At 45.2% G+C, this 18,575-nt stretch carries 16 protein-coding genes; 8 read left to right on the top strand and 8 right to left on the bottom strand.

Going from position 1 to position 18,575, the window contains the following annotated elements:
• Positions 1-104: 104 nt before the first annotated feature.
• The 6 genes from EYA81_RS04045 to tsaB form a co-directional block, all read right to left on the bottom strand.
• Complete coding sequence (locus EYA81_RS04045) at positions 105-1,250, bottom strand: 1-deoxy-D-xylulose-5-phosphate reductoisomerase (protein WP_005826984.1); 1,146 nt, start codon at positions 1,248-1,250, stop codon at positions 105-107.
• Between the two features lie 36 nt (positions 1,251-1,286).
• The gene (locus EYA81_RS04040; protein ID WP_005826982.1) at positions 1,287-2,144 is read right to left on the bottom strand and encodes a M23 family metallopeptidase; all 858 of its coding nucleotides are present in this window, start codon (positions 2,142-2,144) and stop codon (positions 1,287-1,289) included.
• Positions 2,141-2,677 carry a ribosome maturation factor RimM gene (gene rimM / locus EYA81_RS04035; protein WP_005833021.1) on the bottom strand — a complete coding sequence of 179 codons (537 nt, stop codon included), beginning with the start codon at positions 2,675-2,677 and terminating at the stop codon, positions 2,141-2,143. Before rimM ends, EYA81_RS04040 begins: the two co-directional genes overlap by 4 nt.
• A 1-nt stretch (position 2,678) precedes the next feature.
• Entirely contained in the window at positions 2,679-3,986 is a 1,308-nt protein-coding gene (gene murA / locus EYA81_RS04030; protein WP_005833020.1) for a UDP-N-acetylglucosamine 1-carboxyvinyltransferase, read from the bottom strand.
• 84 nt (positions 3,987-4,070) lie between these two features.
• Entirely contained in the window at positions 4,071-4,691 is a 621-nt protein-coding gene (locus tag EYA81_RS04025; RefSeq protein WP_005826977.1) for a DUF4290 domain-containing protein, read from the bottom strand.
• A 121-nt stretch (positions 4,692-4,812) separates the two neighbouring features.
• Positions 4,813-5,505 (bottom strand): tRNA (adenosine(37)-N6)-threonylcarbamoyltransferase complex dimerization subunit type 1 TsaB, encoded by a 693-nt coding sequence (gene tsaB, locus EYA81_RS04020; protein ID WP_005833019.1) that lies wholly within the window; start codon positions 5,503-5,505, stop codon positions 4,813-4,815.
• A gap of 91 nt (positions 5,506-5,596) precedes the next feature.
• Here tsaB and EYA81_RS04015 point away from each other — a divergent pair, with 91 nt between their 5' ends.
• The 5 genes from EYA81_RS04015 (at position 5,597) to EYA81_RS03995 (ending at position 10,240) form a co-directional block, all read left to right on the top strand.
• Entirely contained in the window at positions 5,597-6,481 is an 885-nt protein-coding gene (locus EYA81_RS04015) for a YicC/YloC family endoribonuclease (RefSeq protein ID WP_005826974.1), read from the top strand.
• A gap of 36 nt (positions 6,482-6,517) precedes the next feature.
• A complete protein-coding gene (gene gmk / locus EYA81_RS04010; protein WP_005826973.1) occupies positions 6,518-7,081 on the top strand; it encodes a guanylate kinase in 564 nt (187 codons plus the stop codon).
• Positions 7,078-7,314, top strand: coding sequence for a hypothetical protein (locus tag EYA81_RS04005; protein WP_005833018.1), 237 nt, complete (start codon positions 7,078-7,080; stop codon positions 7,312-7,314). Before gmk ends, EYA81_RS04005 begins: the two co-directional genes overlap by 4 nt.
• 22 nt (positions 7,315-7,336) lie before the next feature.
• The gene (gene nadD, locus EYA81_RS04000; protein WP_005833017.1) at positions 7,337-7,915 is read left to right on the top strand and encodes a nicotinate (nicotinamide) nucleotide adenylyltransferase; all 579 of its coding nucleotides are present in this window, start codon (positions 7,337-7,339) and stop codon (positions 7,913-7,915) included.
• Positions 7,916-8,035: 120 nt separating this feature from the next.
• Positions 8,036-10,240 carry a beta-N-acetylglucosaminidase gene (locus tag EYA81_RS03995; protein WP_131225381.1) on the top strand — a complete coding sequence of 735 codons (2,205 nt, stop codon included), beginning with the start codon at positions 8,036-8,038 and terminating at the stop codon, positions 10,238-10,240.
• 95 nt (positions 10,241-10,335) lie between these two features.
• Here EYA81_RS03995 and EYA81_RS03990 read toward each other — a convergent pair whose 3' ends face one another.
• Together EYA81_RS03990 and EYA81_RS03985 are read right to left on the bottom strand one after the other, a co-directional pair.
• Positions 10,336-11,574 (bottom strand): GTP-binding protein, encoded by a 1,239-nt coding sequence (locus EYA81_RS03990; protein WP_131225380.1) that lies wholly within the window; start codon positions 11,572-11,574, stop codon positions 10,336-10,338.
• 36 nt (positions 11,575-11,610) lie between these two features.
• Positions 11,611-12,339, bottom strand: a complete 729-nt coding sequence (locus EYA81_RS03985) for a GntR family transcriptional regulator (RefSeq protein ID WP_117600498.1) — start codon at positions 12,337-12,339, stop codon at positions 11,611-11,613.
• A gap of 157 nt (positions 12,340-12,496) precedes the next feature.
• Between EYA81_RS03985 and EYA81_RS03980 the strand changes: the two genes are divergently transcribed.
• The 3 genes from EYA81_RS03980 to EYA81_RS03970 all read left to right on the top strand — a co-directional run bounded on the left by EYA81_RS03980 (position 12,497) and on the right by EYA81_RS03970 (position 18,565).
• Positions 12,497-14,224 carry a class I mannose-6-phosphate isomerase gene (locus EYA81_RS03980; protein ID WP_131225379.1) on the top strand — a complete coding sequence of 576 codons (1,728 nt, stop codon included), beginning with the start codon at positions 12,497-12,499 and terminating at the stop codon, positions 14,222-14,224.
• Between the two features lie 33 nt (positions 14,225-14,257).
• Complete coding sequence (locus EYA81_RS03975; protein WP_117600496.1) at positions 14,258-15,361, top strand: ROK family protein; 1,104 nt, start codon at positions 14,258-14,260, stop codon at positions 15,359-15,361.
• Positions 15,362-15,433: 72 nt separating this feature from the next.
• Positions 15,434-18,565, top strand: a complete 3,132-nt coding sequence (locus EYA81_RS03970) for a GH92 family glycosyl hydrolase (protein ID WP_229135056.1) — start codon at positions 15,434-15,436, stop codon at positions 18,563-18,565.
• Positions 18,566-18,575: the final 10 nt, after the last annotated feature.

The following is an 18,575-nucleotide window of genomic DNA, read 5'->3' as shown; positions in this document are numbered from 1 at the left end:
TTGCTGTTTTACGATTTTTATAATTTTCGCAAAGGTACGTTTTCTTATTTAACGTATCAAATGAGTAGATGTTTTTTATAATTCTTTTCATTCCGGTGTATCTATCAAATCAGCTCTTCTGCTATCCGTCGGGCTTCGGCATCCGTAGCCACATAGTCTTCATAGGTGGGCTTCTGTAAGTAGGATACGCGCGACATGGTCTTTTCTATTACTTCACTCATGCCAAGGAACGAAATTTTGTCCTGCAGGAAGGCAGCTACCACCACTTCATTGGCGGCATTGACAATGCAAGGCATATTGCCTGCACGATGTAGCGCTTCGTAGGCCAGGGCGAGGTTACGGAAACGGGTGGTGTCCGGTTGCTCGAACGTCAGTTCCGTGCACAGCTTGAAGTCCAGGCGCGGGAAAGAGGCTTTCAACCGGTCGGGATAGGAGAAGGCATATTGGATGGGCAGGCGCATGTCCGGCATTCCCAGTTGTGCTTTCACGGCACCGTCCTCAAACTGTACCATGGAGTGGATGACGGATTGCGGGTGTACCACGACTTCTATCTGGTCGGGACGTACACCGAACAGCCATTTGGCTTCGATTACCTCGAACCCTTTGTTCATCATGGAAGCAGAGTCTATCGTGATTTTGGCGCCCATGTCCCAGTTGGGGTGTTTCAGTGCTTGCGCTTTGGTGACGGTTGTTAGTTGCTCCATAGTGCAGGTGCGGAACGGACCTCCGGAGGCAGTCAGTATCACTTTTTCTATTTGGTTGCCTATCTCACCGGCCAGGCACTGGAAAACGGCGGAGTGCTCGGAGTCGACGGGTAGGATGGGGACACCGCTGAAGCGTGCCAGGTCATTGATGAGCTCTCCCGCCACCACCAGCGTCTCTTTGTTGGCAAGGGCTATCGGCTTACGGGCTCGGATGGCATTCATGGTGGGCTTCAGCCCTGCATATCCCACCATGGCGGTCAATACCATATCAATGGGATTTTCGGTCACAATCTGGCAGAGGGCATCTGCGCCGGCATATACCTTGATAGGTAGGTCGGCAAGCGCTTCTTTCAGTTGCGTGTATTTCGATTCGTTGGCTATTACCACTGCCTCAGGCTTGAATCTGCGTGCCTGGGCTATGAGTTCCTCTACGCGGTTATTGGCGGTCAATACGTATGCTTCGTACTGGTCGGGATGTTCTTCGATGACCTGCAACGCTTGTGTACCGATGGAACCGGTAGAACCGAGTATGGCAATCTGTTTCATTTACTATTATGCTATTTACAATTTACTATTTGGAGACTAAAATACGATGTAAAGCTCGGGATTTACGGCCCTGCCCTTATGCCACAGCTCGAAGTGAAGGTGGGGACCGGTGGACAGCTCGCCGGTGTTTCCTACCAGTGCGATGGCTTCACCCCCTTTCACCGCATCGCCTTCCCGTTTCAGCAGAGAGCCGCAATGCTTGTAGACTGACACGAAGTCCTGGTTGTGCTGTATTTCTATCAGATAACCCGTCTCGGCAGTGTAGGTACTCAGTATGACGGTACCGTCTAAGGTGGCCAATACGCTTTCGCCCGGATTGGCGGCAATGTCCGTGCCGAAGTGTTTTGTTTCGGCATTGAAGGGAGATGAAATCATGCCGCGTGTGGGGCGGTAGAAAATCAGTCCGTCTATTTCGGGGCGAGCGGTGATGCTCGTCAGGTTGTACTTTTCTGTCTCCTCGTACTGTTTGCGGAATTCGGCTTCCCGTTGTGTACGTTCCATGAGCGAATCTTCGCGCAGGTGGGTCAACGAGTCGATGGAATGTATGGTATCTGCCTTTATCTTGCCCTGGAAGATGTCCTGGATATTCATGATATAGAGGTTCTGTCTGTTCACCAGTTGCTGGAGGGAATCTACGCGCAAGGCATTCTCCACTACCTGGGCACGGATTTCACTGTTCATATATCCCGGCAGGTAGTTGCGCAGCGGGGTGAAGGCTACGATCAGGGAGGCGATGAGAAACAATACGAACAGCACGGAGAGCAATACGGACAGTCCGTTCAGCTTGGATACGCGCAACGTGATGATATCCTCAAGGGTATTCTCGTTCGTAATCGTCAGTCTGTACTTGAACTTGATGTTACTCCAAAATGCTTTTCTTCGTTTCTTTTTCATACCTCTTCTGTTTTGTCCAAAGCTATCAAACCTTCCGGCAGGTCTACGGTGATGACCTTGTGCTTCTGGTCAATGTCTATGATAAACTCTTCTTGTGCCGGCACCAGCAGTTCTTCTCCCTGATAATCTACCACAAACAGTGTGTTGATGGTCGATGTGTCCACGTCCGTCACTTCTCCCAGCGTGCCGTGATGTACTTCCTCCATACGAAAACCGACGAAGAAGTCCCAACTCAGTTCACCTGGTCCTGCCTCTTCTGCATGCTTTACGGGGAAGTAGACCTCAATATTAGTGAACATGCGGGCGCGTTCTGCCGTGTCCACGCCTTCTAGTTTGACAAGGGCGGTGGTGTCGGAGCGGAAACGGTATTCTTCCAAGAAGAAAGGCACCAGTATACCATCCAGCAGGCAGATTAGGTATTCGGCTTCCACCCGGTCGAAGATGTCATCCGTAAAAGTGAACGATAGTTCTCCGTGAATGCCGTGGGGCTTGTTGAATATACCTATCTTATATACTTCTTCTCTCTTTATCATCTTATTCTATTCTTGTTATTCTTGCTCCGAGCGCATTCAGTCGCCCTTCGATGTTCTGATACCCACGGTCTATCTGCTCTATGTTGTGGATGCGGCTGATGCCGTCCGCACTCATGGCAGCTATCAGCAGGGCGATGCCCGCACGGATATCGGGCGAGGTCATGTTGCCGCCACGTAGTTTAAAGCCGTGGTCGTGACCGATGACAACGGCGCGGTGCGGGTCGCAGAGGATAATTTGCGCTCCCATATCTATCAGCTTGTCCACAAAGAACAAACGGCTTTCGAACATTTTCTGATGAATGAGTACACTACCTTTTGCCTGGGTGGCAACCACCAGCAGCACACTGAGCAAGTCTGGTGTCAGTCCGGGCCAGGGTGCGTCGGCAATGGTCATGATGGAGCCGTCGATAAAGGACTCTATCTGGTACGTCTCTTGTGCGGGCACGTAAATGTCGTCTTCCCACTGCTCCATCTTGATGCCGAGTCGACGGAAACTGTCGGGGATAATTCCCAAGTTCTCGTAGGAGACATTCTTGATGGTCAGTTCGCTACGGGTCATGGCTGCCATGCCAATGAAACTGCCCACTTCAATCATGTCGGGGAGGATGGTATGCTCGGTTCCGTGCAGCTCGTCTACTCCTTCGATAGTCAGGAGGTTGGAGGCGATGCCTTCTATCTTAGCTCCCATCCGGTTCAGCATTCTGCAAAGTTGCTGCACGTAGGGTTCGCAGGCGGCGTTGTAGATGGTGGTCTTGCCTTTGGCAAGGACGGCTGCCATTACGATATTGGCAGTTCCCGTAACAGATGCCTCGTCGAGTAGCATATAACTGCCATGCAGTTGTTTGGCTGAGATTTCGTAGATGCCACGCTCCTCATTATAGACAAAGTCGGCTCCTAAATTCTGGATACCGATAAAGTGTGTATCCAGACGGCGGCGTCCTATCTTGTCTCCGCCCGGCTTGGAAATCATGGCCTTGCCGAAACGTGCCACCATCGGCCCCACCAGCATGACGGAACCGCGCAGGCTGGAACATTTTTTCAGGAACGCGTCACTTTCCAGATAGGCGAAATCAATGTTGGCAGCTTGAAAGCTGTAAGTGTCAATGCCTTTTTTAGATACGCTGACTCCCATATCCCGCATCAATTGGATAAGGTTGTTGACGTCCAGTATGTCCGGGATATTGTGCACAGTCACCTCTTCGGCAGTGAGCAATGTGGCGCAGATAATTTGCAACACCTCGTTTTTTGCTCCTTGGGGGTAAATGTCACCGGAAAGTCTGTGTCCTCCTTCGATTACAAATGATGCCATGAAATTAGTGATTAGGGGTTGGTGATTAGTGGTCTGCATGGTGATGCCGCATGGCATTAATCACTAACCACTAATCATTCAATTTTAGTATTTCCGTTTATTGTTCCGGTTGTTGTTCCGGTTATTCTGGTTGTTCACTTTCGGACGGTAGTTCTGGTCAATACGTTCGGCCATGAGACGGACGATACTGTCTGTCATTTGCAGTTTTCCGTCAGAGAGTTCGGTGAGGTCATCTGAAATCTTACGGTCATCGACGGTATCTTTGTTCCATGCCATGTAGTCTTTCTTCATGTGGTTACAAATGAGCGCTATCAAGTTCTGCTTCTCTTCTCCTTCCGGAAATTCGATGGCTTTCTTTATCAGTACTTCCAGTGTACGGCCATAGTGGCGGTAGCGGATTTTGGTACTGGGGTAGGGGATGCTCTCCGGCTTGGTATTCAGATTGTCCTTGCGGATAATTTCGTACGGATAATCTATATCCAATTGGAAGTTGGCCATGATGGCAAGGTGGTCCCATAGCTTATGTTTGAAGTCGGGCACATCGCGCAGATGGGGAAACATGTTTCCCATGATGTTGATGATTGTGTTTGCGCAACGCTGGCGTTCTGCACGGTCTTCGATTGTCAGCGCGTGGTCTACCATATTCTGGATGCTGCGACCATATTCGGGTAGGGGCATCCGTTTTTGTTGAGTGTTATATTGCATCTTTAATTAGTGATTAATGTTCAACGATTAGTGATTAGGGTTTAGCGATTAGTGGTTAGTGATTAATGGGCTACGTAGTGATACCGCATGGTATTCATCCCTAATCCCTAATCGCTAAACCCTAAATAAGTTTCTTTGGCGTGCCGGCTACGAATTCCTTCAAATAGAAGGGTTCGAAATAGGCCACATCCTTGAAATCTTGTTCGGCTATTGCTTTTTCTGCCAACGGGAACATCATGCCGGCAAGCGGGCGGATGCCGTCGATGAAGTGTGCATTGGGATGCGTGATTTTCTCTTTGCATTTGGCTGCACCGTCACCGAAGAAATAGACGGGATGTTGCTCTAAAAATTCCAGGTAGGAGTTTTCGTCCACAATATCGGCTGCAATGTCGCGCACCGATTTCAAGGCACGGTCGTAGATGGCAGCATAGACTTCCATACGGCGGGCGTCAATCATCGGGCAGAGTAATGCGTCGTCGGGTAACTCATCGTGGTAGAGCAATACCGGTACACACTGGACTTTCAGGGTTTCCAGCCCGATAAGTGGCAGGTTACGTCCATAGCAGACACCTTTTGCCATCGACACGCCGATACGCAACCCGGTATACGAACCAGGGCCGCAGCTCACGGCGACTGCATCCAACGGCATGGCATGGCTATCGGCAAAGGATAGCGCCTCGTCCACAAAGATTCCCAATGAAACGGCGTGTGAAGGGCCATTCAGGTCCTCTTTCTTGAAAACGTTCTGTCCATCCTCGCTCACGGCTACGGAGCAGGCAGAAGTGGACGTTTCAATATGCAAGATACATGACATAACTTTTATTCTTGATTTTATTGTGGCAAATTTACGTGATTATTTTCACTAATTAAAATAATCGTGTAATTTTGCGCAAAACTATAACATTATGATACAATCTATGACAGGCTACGGCAAAGCAACCGTCGAACTGCCTGATAAGAAAATCAACGTTGAAATAAAGTCGCTCAATAGTAAGGCAATGGACCTATCTGCCCGCATTGCTCCGCTTTATCGTGAGAAGGAGATGGAAATCCGTAATGAAATATCACGGAAACTGGAGCGCGGAAAGGTGGATTTCAGCCTTTGGATAGAAAAGAAAGAGAGTGCGGAAAGCGCCACTCCCATCAACCAGACATTGGTTGAGGGATATTACAAGCAGATTTGTGCTATATCAGAAAATCTAGGAATACCTGTGCCGGATGCGACGGACTGGTTTGCCACGTTACTCCGTATGCCGGATGTGATGACGAAGAATGATACGCAGGAACTGAGTGAGGAGGAATGGGCTGTGGTCTATTCGGCTGTGGAAAAGGCTGTCGGTGCGCTGGTGGACTTCCGTAAGCAGGAAGGAGCTGCCCTTGAAAAGAAGTTCCGTGAGAAGATCGCCAATATCTCCCATTTGTTGGAGACTATCGCTCCCTACGAGAAAGAGCGTGTGGCCAAAGTGAAGGAGCGTATTACCGATGCACTGGAAAAGACCTTGAGCGTGGATTATGACAAGAACCGTCTGGAGCAGGAACTCATCTACTACATCGAAAAACTGGATGTGAACGAAGAGAAACAGCGTCTTGGCAATCATCTGAAATATTTTATCAATACGCTGGAAACCGGAACCGGACAAGGCAAGAAGTTAGGGTTCATCGCCCAGGAGATGGGACGCGAAATCAATACCTTGGGCAGTAAGTCCAATCATGCGGAGATGCAGAAGATTGTCGTTCAGATGAAAGATGAATTGGAGCAAATCAAGGAACAAGTATTGAACGTCATGTAGTATCAAATAGTAAATCGTCAAATCGTAAATAATTCGATGGCAAAACTTATCATATTTTCAGCCCCTTCGGGCTCCGGCAAGTCAACGATTATCAACTATCTGCTGACTCAAAATCTGAACTTGGCATTTTCCATCTCAGCGACCAGCCGTCCGCCCCGCGGAACGGAGAAAGATGGAGTGGAGTACTTCTTTCTGACTCCTGACGAGTTCCGTCGTCGCATAGCCAATGATGAATTCCTGGAGTATGAAGAGGTATATCAGGACCGTTTTTACGGAACACTGAAGGAGCAGGTGGAAAAGCAATTGGCTGCCGGACAGAATGTAGTGTTCGATGTGGATGTAGTGGGTGGTTGCAATATCAAGAAATTCTATGGTGAGCGTGCTTTGTCTGTTTTCATTCAGCCACCTTCAGTGGAGGAATTGCGCAAACGCTTGGTGGGGCGCGGAACAGATGCTCCCGAAGTGATAGAGAGCCGCGTGGCGAAAGCCGAATACGAACTGGGCTTTGCACCGAAGTTCGATACCGTGATTGTGAACGATGACCTGGAGACAGCCAAAGCGGAAGCATTGAAAGTAATCTCTCAATTCTTGAACGAATGAAACAACGTGGAGGAGTGTACAACCAGTTGGCACCGAGGAGGAAGAACAGCCCGAAGCTGAACAAGGCTTTGTTGATTATTAATAGCGTTTTGTTCGTCTGCTCCCTTGTTGTGGGTGTATTGTATATACAGCATGGCGAGCCTCGTTCCAGTATTTCAATGTTTCTTATCTCTGTAGTGACGATTTTCAATGCTTGGGCTGCCTGGCGTGCGTTGCAAAGACGTCCTTTGTAAGGTTGTATATGAATAAGAATAAATGAATATAGGAATCTTCAGCGGCTCGTTCAACCCGATACACATCGGACATTTGGCCCTCGCCAACTATCTTTGCGAATACGGGGACCTGGACGAAGTGTGGTTTATGGTCACCCCCCACAATCCGCTGAAGGAAGAAAACGAACTGATGGATGACAAGTTACGTTTGAAGCTGGTGCAGCTAGCCACTGAGGGTTATCCCAAATTTCGCGCTTCCGATTTTGAATTCCATCTGCCTCGGCCTTCTTATACAGTTCATACGTTGGATGCGCTGAAACGAACTTATCCTCAACACACTTTCCATCTTGTCATTGGTTCGGACAACTGGAGGCTGTTCCACCGTTGGTACAAGTCGGAACGTATTCTTGCCGAAAATCATCTTCTGGTCTATCCTCGCCCCGGCTATCCGGTAGAGGCCGCCTCTTTACCTCAAAATGTGCGGACAGTTTCTTCTCCGATATTTGAAATCAGCTCCACTTTTATCCGTCGGGCCATGGAGGAGGGGAAAGACGTACGCTACTTCCTGCATCCGGCAGTGTGCGATGAACTCAAACGGATGCAGAATGAATCTTTAAACTGAAATAAATGTCTGTATTTGTACGTGTTTTCATATTTATTTCTTATTTTTGAACGTATCAACCTTGAATGCATGGAAGAGTTTTCTTAATACATAGATATTCCTTAATTTAATAATCCGCTTATGAGAAAAGAACTACTGTTACTGGGAGCATTCGGTATGCTGACGACAGCGACGCTTTGTGCGCAAGAGTTTCATTTGCAACCTACTCCCCAAGAATATATTACGCAAAAAGATTCTGTTGATATTCCCCGACAATACCAGATCCTTTCCGGCAATTCCGTGCAGGACGGACCTGCGTTGCCTTTACTCCGTTCATTGATGCCGGAAGAGGTGCTTGGCGCTTCTTTCCGTGTATATATAGGAGTGAAAGGAGATAAGATTATTAAGAAATACCAACATCGGATTCCACGCAAATCCGAAGGTTATTTCCTGAAAATAGAAAAAGACTGCATCGTCATAGCCGGTGCTGACGAACGGGGAGCGTACTATGGTGTACAGACTCTTGCGCAGTTGCTTGCTTTAGACAAGCTGCCTTTGGCTGAAGTGACGGACTATCCCGATGTTCCCTATCGGGGTGTGGTGGAAGGGTTTTACGGTGCTCCTTGGAGTCAGGAGGCGCGTATACGCCAGCTTGATTTTTATGGTCGGAACAAAATGAATGTCTATATCTATGGACCGAAAGACGATCCTTATCACCGGACTCCCAACTGGCGCAAGCCTTATCCTGCTCGAGAAGGAGAAGAGTTGAAAGTATTGGTGAATAGGGCGAAGGAGAACAATGTTATTTTCTATTGGGCCATTCATCCGGGTCAGGATATTCGCTGGAATGAAGAAGACCGCTCGTTATTGTTGCAGAAGTTCGAAAGCATGTACCAGTTGGGTGTGCGTGGTTTTGCCGTTTTCTTTGATGATATTTCGGGTGAAGGGACAAAGGCGGACAAGCAGGCTGAACTGTTGAACTATATTGATGACCATTTTGTAAAAGTCAAGCGGGATGTTGCGCCGTTAATACTGTGTCCCACGGAGTATAACAAGTCATGGACTGATGTGGAGGGGGGCTATCTCACTACGCTTGGTGATAAGTTGAACGAGGGTATCAAGGTGATGTGGACCGGTGATATGGTAGTTGCTACTATAGATAAGTCTACGCTGGACTTCGTCAATCCGCTGCTGAAACGTAAGGCGTACATTTGGTGGAATTTCCCCGTTTCGGATTATGTACAAGACCATTTGCTGCTAGGGCCGGTTTATGGAAACGGGCTTGATATAAAAGATGATATGTCTGCTTTTGTTTCCAATCCGATGGAACATGCCGAGGCTTCCAAAATCTCTCTGTACAGTGTAGCTGATTATACTTGGAATATGGAGAATTATGATAGTGAAACTTCTTGGAAACATGCAGTCAGAGACCTTATGCCACTTCATGCCGAATATTTGGAAATCTTCGCTGCTCATAATTCCGACCCGGGACAGAATGGACATCGCTTCCGTCGTGAAGAGTCCGTTGCCATTCAGCCTGCTCTCTCTGCCTTGTTGAAAGCCTATCAAGAGAAAAACGAGATAGATGAAGATGCCTATCGGCAGGTAGCTGAGGAATGCCGGAAGATAATCGTTGCCGCTGATGGATTGCTTGCGTCGGGAAATGAGAATCGTCCATTGATAACTGAAATAAGGCCTTGGCTCATTCAGTTCAAACAAGTGGGAGAGTATGGTGCGGAGGTGCTGAACATGATACGCCTGCGCCAGCAGAAGGATGCATTTATAGGTAGCTACGAACACGCCCGCGCCCTGCTGGTGCTGATGGGTGAGACGGATGCCCAATATAAAGCGGGCATAAAGAGCGGCAGCCTGCATCTGATGCCTACTTTCAATGCTTTGTTCGAAGCGGCGACAACGGGCTATAATGCAGCGTTCCATGCCGGGCTTGATACAAAGGCTGTTTATTCTCCCTACACGTTGAAGAGCGACGTGAATCAGTTGGCTTCGCTTCCTATTCAGCAGAAGGGAAAGGTGAATACAATTATTCCGTCCAATGAAGTCATCAACTGGCAGGCAGGCGGTGTGCTGACCATTTCGATGGATTATGCCCGCCAGTTGAGTTCGGTGCTTATCGATTTGGGAGATGCGGAGGTTGCTGATTCGAAGTTTAAACTGGAAGTAACTTCGGATGGCACAAACTGGCAGGCGGTGGATTTGAAGCCGGGATACAGAACGCAGGTGAAGGCATCTCTCAAAGATTTGAGCGTTGCGAAGATGAGGCTGGTGAATGTATCCGACACAGAGCAGAAGGTGTATTTCAAAATGTTCCGTTTTACGGAGAATTGATATGGTTCCTGATTCTTAAAATAGAGTTACGCGCCTGGGACGATGCTCCCCGTTGTTCTTAAGATCGGAATGACAGGGAGCACTTTTTTAGGAAGTTATTCAAGGCATTTGTCCAAGTCGCGGATGATTTGCTCTTTATCCATATTTTGTCCGATGAATACTATCTTCAGCATGCGGTCGCCGTATTGCTCGTCCCAGTCTCTTAGCAATCCCGGTTCTTGGCGCATCAGTTCTATCATGTCTTCTTCGGGGGCGGTGGCATACCATTGTCCGGCTTCAGTTATTTTCTTCTGTATACCTGCTTGTTCAAAGAGGAAGGACATGTCGCGGTTGTGGCTGAAGTAGCAGACACCCTTGGCGCGGATAACGCTGCGGGGCCATTTGGTAGCGACATAGTGGTCGAACTTATGAATGTCGAATGCAGGACGGCGGTAGTAGACAAATGTGCCAATACCGTATTCTTCTACTTCACCTCCTTCGTGATGGTGGTGATGACATTTCTCGTGATGATGTTCGCTTTCATGATGATGTTCATCTTCGTGATGGTGATGATGACCCTCTTCATGATGGTAATGCGCCTCTTTTTCCTCCTCTTCGCTTACTTGTTGCTCTATGCCACGAATCCATCCGGCGGAAGTTGCGGCACGTTCAAAGTTAAAGAGGTGGGTATGGATAATCTTATCCAGGTCTACATCTGCATAATTGCACTCTATAATTTGGGCACCGGGTTGCAAGGTGCGGATAATCTGTTTGATACGTTTTAATTCCTCGGGCTGTACTTCTGCTGCTTTGTTCAGCAGGATAATATTACAGAACTCAATTTGCTGAATGATGAGGTTCTCTATATCTTCCTCATCAATGCCTTTGCGTGTCAAGTTATCTCCGCAAGAAAATTCACTTTGCAGACGTAAGGCGTCCACTACGGTGGTAATGCAGTCTAAGCGGCAAATACCGTATTTAGTATACGCTCCTCCCATATGAGGAATGGAGCAGAGTGTTTGGGCAATAGGTTCCGGTTCACAGATGCCACTCGCCTCAATCACGATGTAGTCGAAGCGTTGCATCTTCATGATTTCGAACATCTGCTCTATCAGGTCTGTCTTCAGCGTACAGCAGATACAACCATTCTGTAGAGCTACCAGACTTTCCTCTTTCTTTCCCACCACGCCACCTTTCTGTATAAGGTCTGCATCAATGTTCACTTCGCCTATGTCATTGACGATAACGGCAAACTTAATGCCACGTTTATTAGAAAGGATGTGATTTACCAACGTCGTTTTGCCACTACCCAGATAACCGGTCAACAGCAGTACGGGGATTTCTGTTGTATTCATAGTCATTTCTGTTATAGATTAAACTTTCTTGTATATTTATCTTTCTGCCTCTATGGTGTAGGTAAAGCTGTCTGCACGATAGTATCCTATATTGTATTCAATGGGAGTTCCATTGATATCATAAACAAATCTTTTCCTTATTAATATAGGGTCGCTGGATTTGATGTCCAGTTTTTCTGCGATATATTCTCCGGCCAACCGTGCGGATACTTCCTCTTTACTGGTTTTTACGATGATGTCATATTTATTTTCAAGTATTCCATAAAGAGGTTGGGTGAAGTCCTCATCACCGGTCAGTGGTATACTCGGATTGAAATAAGAGATGAAGGAGACAAAAGGGTATTCTTTATTACCGCGTACTCTTTCCAATACCATACATTTTGTTCCCTTTTCAGGGTCTATATTGAAAAAGGTACATATTTCTTCGGATGCTTTCTTAAAACTGACATGCAATTCGAAGTTTTTAATTTCGATACCTAGCATTTTCATTTCTTGTGAGAAGCTCAACCAGTTCTTTACTCCTCCTATAATACCTTTTTTTACAGCCTTTGTACCATGCCCTTTTTTTCTGACCAATAATCCCTCGAATACCAGTTTGTTGATTGCTTGGCGAAGTGTATTTCTCGATATGTTTAATTGTTCAGACAATAAAACCTCATTGGGAAGAAGTTTCCCATTTTTGTATTCCTCTGATTCTATAAGTTTTCTCAGCACTTCTTCTGCTTGAATGTGAAGAGGTTTTTCTGAGTTTGGGTCTAATTTCATGGTTATACTTTTTCTGTTATTTTTTTAATATTGCAAAGATAATTCTTTTTTTATCAAAAAAATATGAGAAGATTCTTTTATTTTATTTTTAAAGAGTATATATTTGCACAAAATACCAGTATGTTCATACATATAATAAAATCAAGTATATATAATTATGAGAAAAGTAAATTACGACAAGTTCCCTTCTACAAAGATTTCGGGAACGATTCTTCGGGGATGGAATGATATTCATACCTTACTGATGGAGTGCTTTAAGAGTAGAAAGGTACTGGCTGTTGAACTCTATGCAGGAGTGCGTGAAGATGAAGTTATAAATGAATTGAAATCGCTGTCACCTACCTTACTTATTAATACACGTGACTTAATGAAGCCGGAGAATGAGATTAAGGAAATGACAGAACGTTTTATGACAAAGGATGTTCTTTTTGGTTATGTGACGAACCTATCTCTGAAAGACTACTTTGATGCAGGTAAGCTGGAGGTAGCCCGGAAGCAGGTAGCGGCAAATGATAGAGTGATTGTGGTCGGTTCGGGTGCTGCTATGATAGCTCAGGCAGAAGCAACGCTGGTGTATGTTGATATGGCCCGTTGGGAGATACAACAGCGTTTTCGTGCTCACGAAGTAAAGGCTTTGGGAGTGGATAATCGTGAAGATGCTGTGTCTTTACAATATAAGAGAGGGTATTTTAATGATTGGAGAGTTCTTGATAAGTATAAGGAAGGCTTGTTTGATAAAGCCGATTTCTGGTTGGATACGCACATTGCAAACGATCCGAGAATGATTGATAGGGAGACTTTCTTTAAAGGAATAGAAGAAACAATTAAGACTCCTTTTCGCATAGTGCCTTTCTTTGACCCGGCACCATGGGGCGGACAATGGATGAAAGAAGTGTGTGGATTAAATCCTGAAAAAGAAAATTATGGTTGGTGTTTCGATTGTGTGCCCGAAGAGAATAGTCTTTATTTTGAGGTGAACGGTGTACGTTTTGAATTGCCGTCGGTAGATTTGGTTTTGTTGAAATCTAGAGAGCTTTTAGGTGAACCGGTAGAAGCGCGTTTTGGTAAGGATTTCCCGATTCGTTTCGATTTTCTAGATACGGTAGGTGGTGGAAATTTGAGTGTACAAGTGCATCCTACCACACAGTTTATCCGTGAAAACTTTGGTATGTATTATACTCAGGACGAAAGCTATTATCTGCTGGATGCTAAAGAAGGAGCTTCGGTCTATCTTGGTTTGAAGAATGGTATTAATAAAGATGACATGATTCGTGATTTGCGTGAGGCTCAGAAAGGTGAAATCGTTTTCGATACAGAAAAGTATGTAAATAAACTGCCTGCTAAAAAACATGATCATTATTTGATTCCGGGAGGTACGGTGCATTGCTCAGGTTCGGAGGCACTTGTATTGGAAATCAGCTCAACACCCAATTTGTTTACATTCAAACTCTGGGATTGGCAACGTTTGGGGTTGGATGGCAAACCGCGCCCCATTAATGTGGAAAGAGGTAAAGAAGTAATAGACTGGAAACGTAATACGGAATATGTAAAAGAATATCTGGCAAATCATTTCACTCAGATTGCCGAAGGAGAAGGATGGAGCGAGGAGCGTACTGGATTACACCCGAATGAATTCATTGAAACACGCCGTCACTGGTTCTCCAAATCTGTTACACATCATACGAATAATAGTGTGAATGTACTGAATTTGGTGGAAGGTGAAGAAGTGGTTGTTGAAAGTCCGACAAACGCTTTTAAACCATTTGTGGTACATTATGCTGAAACCTTCATAGTTCCGGCAAGTGTGGGTGAATATACAATAACTCCTTGTGGCAAGTCTGTGGGAAAAGAGTGTGGAACCATCAAGGCTTATGTGAGGTTTTAACCGGAAAATGGTATTAATTAAATCTGATATAATATGTATAGACATGACCAACGTACAGTAATGACCTTGGATGCAGGAGGCACGAATTTCGTTTTTTCAGCTATCCGGGGAAATCAGAATATTGTGGAAACTATTTGTTTGCCAGCGGTTTCGGACAATTTGAATGGATGTCTGACTGTTTTGAAAAAAGGCTTTTCTGCAGTGAAAAGACAATTGGAAAATGAGCCGGTAGCTATCAGTTTTGCATTTCCTGGTCCAGCAGACTATAAGAATGGTGTGATAGGCGATTTACCGAACTTTCCGGTTTTTCGTGGAGGTGTGGCTTTGGGAGCTTTTCTGGAAGAAGAATTTGGTATTCCGGTATATATAAATAACGATGGTAACTTGTTTGCTTACGGTGAAGCGTTGGCCGGAATATTACCTTCCATTAATGAGGAACTTAAGGCTGCCGGTAATCCTAAACGTTATAAAAACTTGTTAGGCATTACGTTGGGAACCGGTTTTGGAGCGGGAGTGGTGATTGATAATTGTTTGCTGGCCGGTGATAACGGCTGTGGTGGTGATGTCTGGATTATGAGGAATAAAAAATATACCGACTTGATAGCCGAAGAAAGTGTCAGTATCCGTGCAGTACGCCGTGTGTACGGAGAACTGAGCGGTGAGGCGGTTGATAATCTGACTCCAAAGGATATATATGACATTGCCGAGGGCATACTCACGGGGAATCGTGAAGCGGCTGTGCGGAGTTTTGATGAATTAGGTGAAATGGCGGGTGCTGCCATTGTCAGTGCACTTCATATTGTAGATGGGATGGTGGTTATAGGAGGAGGAGTTGCCGGTGCAGCTAAATATATTCTGCCAGGTATGATGCGTGAAATGCGTCGTTCCATATCGACTTTCTCCGGACGGGATTTCGATTGTCTGCAGATGGAAGTTTGTAATTTGATGGAGCCGGACGAATATAAGAAGTTTTTAGAAGATACAAGTTCTTGGGTTGAGGTACCTTTTACTGACAAGAAAGTATCCTATGATTGTACTAAACGTATAGGGGTGGCGATTTCAACTTTGGGAGCAAACAAGGCTATTGCACTGGGAGCATATGCTTTTGCTTTACAACAGATAGACAAGAAGATATAAGGGTTAGTTTGCTTTTTAAGTAGATAAGATTGTTTTCACGGATAACAAAAAATAATAAGACTCATTATGAATATGAAAAAAATAATATCTTTTTTTATCGTTGCTTGTTGCGCTATGTGTGCAACTGCTGCAAAAGTGGTATGGCAAATTGGCGTTGCGGATAATTCCGGAACAGAACTGGCTTTGGGCCCTTCTGAGTATAAAAAGTTCCTGGCTCATGATTTTGGTTATGAAGATCGTTACTTTTTAGTGGGGACTTCTGTTGACAAAAATGATTTCCCTTATGTGTTGCCAGGGCCTGATGATACTTGGGGAGGTACATGGAGTACTTCCGGTTGGAGAACTCATGATGCAAATATATTGTTTGGCATTAAAAAATTGCCGAAACATGGCAAATGGAAATTGGTGGTAGACTTGGTGGATGCCAATCCGAGCCGTTCGGTGGTTAAAGTTATGGTGAATTCTGCCGAAAAGAAGTTTGAAATTAAAGGGCATTCGAAAGGAGTACTGGAGGGTAATCTTCAAGATGCCAAGGAACAAATTCTTGAATTTCCAATTTCAGCCGATGATTTGAAAAAAGGTGGAAATATGGTCACTGTTTCTGTTCTTGAAGGGGGCTGGATTGTTTTCGATCAGATACGTTTGGAAGGTGCTGACGAACTTGTTCTGGAAAAGAATAATGAATATGCTTTCTTGCGCAATGTGGCTCCGGCAGAATATGAAATGGATGGAGCAAAAATACAGCCTTTATTGGTTGATGTAGAGCATCTATCCGGTAACCCGAAATTGAGTGTAAAATTAGACGGTATAGATGTTTTTTCTGCGCAGTTGGACACGGCACGTTATGTATTTGAAGTACCTATGCCTGCTGTGAAAAAAAGTAGAAAGAGTGAATATCAAGTGTTTGTAGATGGACAATTGCTGGAAAAGGGTATTATTATACGTTCTCCGCAAAAGATACAGACATTTGCCGACTATGTAGATACCAAAATAGGTACGGCACATTCTCGATGGATGATTGCACCGGGACCTTGGATGCCTTTCAGTATGGTGAAGCTGAGTCCGGACAATCAAAATATGGGCTGGCAGGCCGGTTATCAACCAACTTTTGAAACTTTGGGTTGTTTCAGTCATATCCATGAGTGGACAATGGGCGGATTAGGGTTAATGCCTACTAACGGCAAGTTGTTTACTCAGGTTGGCGATCAGTTCCGTCCAGATGAAGGTTACCGTTCGCGTATTGACAAGAGGACAGAAGAAGCTCCGTTAGGATATTATAAGGTCTTCTTGACCGATACAGAAATCTGGGCGGAGGTGACAGCTACAGAAAGAGCAAGTTTCCAGAAATATACCTTCCCGAAAGATAAAGATGGACGTGTAATGATTGACCTTCATGTGCAAGCTGAATATGATTATAATCTGCTGGATGTAGATATTAAGAAGGTAAGTGATTATAGAATTGAGGGACGCTCTCATCAGATTTCTCCTCGTCCTTATGTGTGGAGTAATGACGCTGATCAGGAATATGTAGTGAACTTCGTAATAGAGTTTGATGCACCGATTAAGAAAGTAGGTGGCTGGAAGAATAAGCAAATATTGGATGGAGGCCATATATTGGGTAAGAACTTGAAAGATGCAGGACTTTATGTCGAATTTGATACGAAAAAGCATCCGGTGGTGCAGGCTCGTGCCGGTATTTCGTTGGTGAGTATTTCAAATGCTTCTGAAAATCTGCAAAAGGAAATCTCTGATAGATTTGGTTGGGATTTTGATGCGGTAGTGCAAAATCAGAAAGATGTATGGAATGGTATTTTCAACCGTCTGGATATAACTACCTATGACCGTCTGGAGAAGGTGCGCTTTTACACTAATATGTATCGTGCACTTTGCCGAAATTTGTGGAGTGATGTGAATGGCGAATGGGTGTCTCCGGACGAAAAGGTACGTAAATTTACAAATCCTGAACATGTAGCTTTAGGATGTGATGCTTTTTGGAACACTTTCTGGAATTTGAATCAGTTCTGGAATTTAGTGACACCCGAATGGAGCTCCAAATGGGTGAACTCTCAGTTGGCATTGTACGATGCAAACGGGTGGTTGGCAAAAGGTCCTGCCGGAATGGAATATATTCCGGTAATGGTGGCCGAACACGAAATTCCACAGATGGTATCTACCTATCAGATGGGTATTCGTGATTATGATGTGGAAAAGGCATTTGAAGCCATGAAAAAAATGCAGACTACTCCAGCTACACATGTTGCAGGTGGTTTTGCCGGTAATCGCGATTTGGTGTCTTATATGAAATATAAATACGTACCTATTGAATTGGGACGTTTTTCTAATACATTGGAGTATTCTTACGATGATTGGACTGTGGGACAGATGGCGAAAGCATTAGGTAAATTCTCGGAATATGCTACATTCAATGATCGCGGATATTGGTGGAAAAATGCTATTAATCCGGAAAATGGATATGCTCACATGCGTGATTCGGTCGGTAACTTTATCCCTGATTTTGATGCATTTCAAACCGGACGTAATCACCACTATGTAGAAGGTAATTCTTGGCAGCTTAGCTATTTTGTGCCTCAGGATGTACCGGCCTTGATTGACATAATGGGAGAAAAATCATTTGTGGATCGTCTGAACTGGGGTTTTGAAGTAAGTGAACCTTGGAGATACAATGCTCCCAATGACCAATATTGGGATTATCCGGTGGTTCAGGGCAACCAGCAGTCCATGCATTTTGCTTTCTTGTTCAATTGGGCCAATAAACCTTGGCTGACACAAAAATGGTCCCGTTCCATTATTGATAGATATTATGGTTGTGGCGTTGCCAATGCCTATTTGGGTGACGAAGATCAGGGCCAGATGAGTGCTTGGTTTGTGATGGCGGCTTTGGGACTGTTTCAGACTGATGGCGGTTGCAGTGTCGAACCTATTTATGAAATTGCCAGTCCATTGTATGAGAAAGTGGTTATTGATTTGGGCAAACGCTATAATCGTGGTGAAACATTTACAATTGAGGCTAAAAATGTATCCAGAAAAAATAAGTACGTTCAGAGTGCCACTCTGAATGGTGAGAAGTTGGAACGTTTCTATTTCCCCGCTGCAGAATTGCTAAAAGGTGGAGAATTGATACTGGAAATGGGTGATAAACCGAATAAGTCATGGGGGATTGCTCCATGCTCGGAAAATAAATAATGTTAGTGTC

Origin of the sequence: Bacteroides sp. A1C1, from assembly GCF_004328515.1 — a bacterium.
GTDB lineage: Bacteria > Bacteroidota > Bacteroidia > Bacteroidales > Bacteroidaceae > Bacteroides > Bacteroides uniformis.
Note: the sequence above shows the minus strand (reverse complement) of the source record. Positions and strands in the feature narration are given on the sequence as shown.

Bases quoted from the DNA above. Each gene is read 5' to 3' on its own strand.
- EYA81_RS03980 (WP_131225379.1), top strand. From the start codon at position 12,497: ATGAGAAAAGTAAATTACGACAAGTTCCCTTCTACAAAGATTTCGGGA.
- EYA81_RS03970 (WP_229135056.1), top strand. From the start codon at position 15,434: ATGAAAAAAATAATATCTTTTTTTATCGTTGCTTGTTGCGCTATGTGT.
- gmk (WP_005826973.1), top strand. From the start codon at position 6,518: ATGGCAAAACTTATCATATTTTCAGCCCCTTCGGGCTCCGGCAAGTCA.
- tsaB (WP_005833019.1), bottom strand. From the start codon at position 5,505: ATGTCATGTATCTTGCATATTGAAACGTCCACTTCTGCCTGCTCCGTA.
- EYA81_RS04005 (WP_005833018.1), top strand. From the start codon at position 7,078: ATGAAACAACGTGGAGGAGTGTACAACCAGTTGGCACCGAGGAGGAAG.
- EYA81_RS04040 (WP_005826982.1), bottom strand. From the start codon at position 2,144: ATGAAAAAGAAACGAAGAAAAGCATTTTGGAGTAACATCAAGTTCAAG.
- rimM (WP_005833021.1), bottom strand. From the start codon at position 2,677: ATGATAAAGAGAGAAGAAGTATATAAGATAGGTATATTCAACAAGCCC.
- EYA81_RS03995 (WP_131225381.1), top strand. From the start codon at position 8,036: ATGAGAAAAGAACTACTGTTACTGGGAGCATTCGGTATGCTGACGACA.
- EYA81_RS04015 (WP_005826974.1), top strand. From the start codon at position 5,597: ATGATACAATCTATGACAGGCTACGGCAAAGCAACCGTCGAACTGCCT.
- EYA81_RS03975 (WP_117600496.1), top strand. From the start codon at position 14,258: ATGTATAGACATGACCAACGTACAGTAATGACCTTGGATGCAGGAGGC.
- EYA81_RS04025 (WP_005826977.1), bottom strand. From the start codon at position 4,691: ATGCAATATAACACTCAACAAAAACGGATGCCCCTACCCGAATATGGT.
- murA (WP_005833020.1), bottom strand. From the start codon at position 3,986: ATGGCATCATTTGTAATCGAAGGAGGACACAGACTTTCCGGTGACATT.
- EYA81_RS03990 (WP_131225380.1), bottom strand. From the start codon at position 11,574: ATGAATACAACAGAAATCCCCGTACTGCTGTTGACCGGTTATCTGGGT.
- nadD (WP_005833017.1), top strand. From the start codon at position 7,337: ATGAATATAGGAATCTTCAGCGGCTCGTTCAACCCGATACACATCGGA.
- EYA81_RS03985 (WP_117600498.1), bottom strand. From the start codon at position 12,339: ATGAAATTAGACCCAAACTCAGAAAAACCTCTTCACATTCAAGCAGAA.
- EYA81_RS04045 (WP_005826984.1), bottom strand. From the start codon at position 1,250: ATGAAACAGATTGCCATACTCGGTTCTACCGGTTCCATCGGTACACAA.